The 2947-nt window shown below is 65.6% G+C and carries 4 protein-coding genes; all 4 read left to right on the forward strand.

The window, feature by feature from the left end; all coding sequences use genetic code 11:
* Positions 1–96: 96 nt before the first annotated feature.
* Positions 97–999 carry a hypothetical protein gene (locus A2J03_RS03330; RefSeq protein WP_082897560.1) on the forward strand — a complete coding sequence of 301 codons (903 nt, stop codon included), beginning with the start codon at positions 97–99 and terminating at the stop codon, positions 997–999.
* Positions 996–2003, forward strand: coding sequence for an HAD-IIA family hydrolase (locus tag A2J03_RS03335; RefSeq protein WP_068369654.1), 1008 nt, complete (start codon positions 996–998; stop codon positions 2001–2003). Before A2J03_RS03330 ends, A2J03_RS03335 begins: the two co-directional genes overlap by 4 nt.
* A 72-nt stretch (positions 2004–2075) precedes the next feature.
* Positions 2076–2291 (forward strand): hypothetical protein, encoded by a 216-nt coding sequence (locus A2J03_RS03340; RefSeq protein ID WP_068369657.1) that lies wholly within the window; start codon positions 2076–2078, stop codon positions 2289–2291.
* A gap of 17 nt (positions 2292–2308) precedes the next feature.
* Positions 2309–2947, forward strand: a 639-nt coding sequence (locus tag A2J03_RS03345) for a TlyA family RNA methyltransferase (protein WP_068369660.1), incomplete at its 3' end; no start/stop codon positions are given.

The raw sequence follows: 2947 nt of genomic DNA on the forward strand, positions 1-2947 counted from the left end.
TTTCGTTTCACCACTTCCACACCGGATGCAACGTCAGCTCGTACGACATGTCTGCTTGGATGAAGACGCTTCAACTTACGATCGAAAGGAACCGTTGTGCCGGAAGACAGCAACGACCGCCGCTCTTTCCGTGGTGACGGGACCCCTCGCTCCAACGATCCGCGGGGCCGAACCGGTGGCCGTCCCGACGGCGCAGGCCGCTCCGGCAATGCGCGTCGCCCCGAAGGTGGCGCTGCTCGCGCAGGAGGTCCTCCGCGACGGCGCGGAGGCGAAGGCGGCTTCTCCGGCGACCGCGGTCCGAGCGGGTCCGCGGACCGCCGCCCGCCGCGTCCGGACGAGCCCGATCTCCCCGACGAGTTGGAGGCAAGCGAACTCGATCCAGCCGTTCGTCGCGACCTGCTCAGCTTGGACAAGAACAACGCAACCGCCGTTGCTCGCCATCTGGTGATGGCGGGCCGACTCGTCGATGACGATCCGCAACTTGCTTTGCAGCACGCGCGGGCCGCTCGGCAGCGTGCAGGACGCATCGCCGTCGTACGTGAAACTGCGGGCATCACCGCGTACCACGCCGGCGAATGGGCTGAAGCTCTGTCTGAGCTCCGCGCCGCACGCCGGATGGCGGGTGGGCCCGGGCACCTCGCGGTGATGGCGGACTGCGAACGCGGACTCGGTCGCCCCGAACGCGCCATCGAACTCGGTCGAAGCGACGAAGCTAGAGCCCTGACCGGTGAGGAGGCGTCGGAACTCCGCATCGTCGTTGCGGGCGCCCGGATGGACCTGAGTGAATTCGATCAGGCCGTCGTAACCTTGCAGACACCCGACCTCGATTCCTCACGCTCCGGCACCGCCGCAGCTCGCCTGTTCTACGTGTACGCGGACGCGCTGGTCGCTGCCGGTCGCGTCGAAGAGGGCGTCAAGTGGTTCCTCAACGCGGCAGCTGCTGACGTCGACAACGAAACCGACGCCGAGGAACGCGTCGAGGAGCTGTCCGGGCAGTGAGCACACAGGCGTCGGCGACACTTCGTGCACATCACGACGTACTTCTTCTCGACCTCGACGGGACTGTCTACCAGGGCAAAGATCCGATTATCGGAGCTGTCGACGCCCTGAGCCGGGGCGTCGAAAAGCAGTATTTCGTCACCAACAATGCGAGCCGATCGCCATCCGATGTAGCTGAACACCTTCAGGAACTCGGCTTCGAGACGTCCGAGGAGTTCGTGGTCACGAGTGCCCAGGTCGCGGCCCGGATGCTTGCCGAACGGGTACCAGCGGGGTCTGCCGTCGTCGTGGTGGGCACCGACGCTCTGGCGAACGAGATTTCCCTCGTTGGACTGCAGCCGGTACGAAGCGCGGACGGCGAGCCGGCGGCGGTCGTTCAGGGACACAACCCCGCCACCGACTGGGGCATCCTTGCCGAAGCTACGTTCGCGATCAGAAGTGGCGCGGTCTGGGTCGCGACCAACACCGACGCCACACTGCCTACCGAACGCGGCTTGGCCCCAGGCAACGGATCCATGGTTGCATCGGTTCGAACCGCGACCGGTGTCGTACCTCTGGTGGCGGGCAAGCCGGCGGCGCCGATCATGCAGGACGCGATCCGACTCAGCGCAGCCGAACGCCCCTTGGTCGTCGGGGACCGCCTCGACACCGACATTGCCGGCGCAACGGCGACCGAAGTCCCGTCGTTGCTGGTCCTCACCGGAGTCAGCAGTGCACTCGATGCCGTGCGGGCGATCAGTTCCGAGCGGCCCACACATATCGGGTTCGACCTCGAAGTACTGAACCTCCCTGCAGCCAGATCTGTCGTCGGTCAGAAGGACGGTTGGACCGGGTCCGTGGAGGACGGTGTACTCACGCTGCACTACGCCGGCGCCGACACCGCAGACACACTCGACGGACTACTCGTGGCAGCGGCGACGGCGTGGCAGGACTCCGCTGAATGGACGACCGTTCAGGTACTGGGCGCCGGCACCGACGCCCTGAGAGAACTGCTTACTCGCTGAGCCCTGCGCTTCGTCACTGGCCGGGTCGGGCACTGGGGCGCGCGCCGGACCGATCCGATAGCGTTAGCGGCGATGAGCACGTCGATTCCACTTCCCGGGCAGCATCGTCCGCCTGATTCAGCGACCCCCGCGGTCGAGCCGAACTCCGTCGAGGCCGAGGTCGATTCTCTGTTGAATCGTCTCCCCGGCGACCGTGATGCGCCGATGGACCTCGACCTTCAGGCGCAGATTCTCGAACGTGCACATGACGTTCTGGTCAATGCGCTGTCCTCGGTGGACAAAACCTGACATGGATATCAGCTGACATGGCCCGGCGAGCACGCGTCGACGCCGAACTCGTACGTCGAGGATTGGCCCGTTCACGCGAACATGCTGTCGAGTTGATCGATGCCGGCCGCGTCAAGATCGCAGGCACGGTCGCAACGAAGCCGGCCACGGCGGTCGAAGCCGGAACTCCGCTGGTGGTGTCCGAGGAGGACAACGAGGTCCAGTGGGCGTCGCGCGGGGCGCACAAGCTGTTGGGCGCACTCGACGCCTTCGAGCGCGGCGGTTTCACGGTGGAAGGCAAGCGGTGTCTCGACGCAGGTGCGTCCACCGGCGGCTTCACGGACGTTCTGCTCAGCAAGGGAGCACGGGAAGTCGTGGCCGTCGACGTCGGCTACGGACAGTTGGTCTGGCGGTTGCAGTCCGACGAGCGAGTTCACGTCATCGATCGCACCAACGTCCGTTCGATCGATGCGGAGACGATCGGCGGAAGTGTGGAGGTCGTCGTCGCGGACTTGTCGTTCATTTCGCTCAAGTTGGTACTGCCGGCGTTCGTGGCGTGCTCTGCTCCCGGAACCGATCTGGCACTGATGGTGAAGCCTCAGTTCGAAGTCGGCAAGGACCGCGTGGGTTCGGGCGGAGTCGTCCGGGATCCGGCGCTTCGCGTGCAATCGGTGGTC

This window comes from Rhodococcus sp. EPR-157, assembly GCF_001647195.1.
GTDB lineage: Bacteria > Actinomycetota > Actinomycetes > Mycobacteriales > Mycobacteriaceae > Rhodococcoides.

Excerpts from the sequence above, each read along its gene's own strand:
- A2J03_RS03340 (WP_068369657.1), top strand. The coding sequence starts at position 2,076 with ATGAGCACGTCGATTCCACTTCCCGGGCAGCATCGTCCGCCTGATTCA.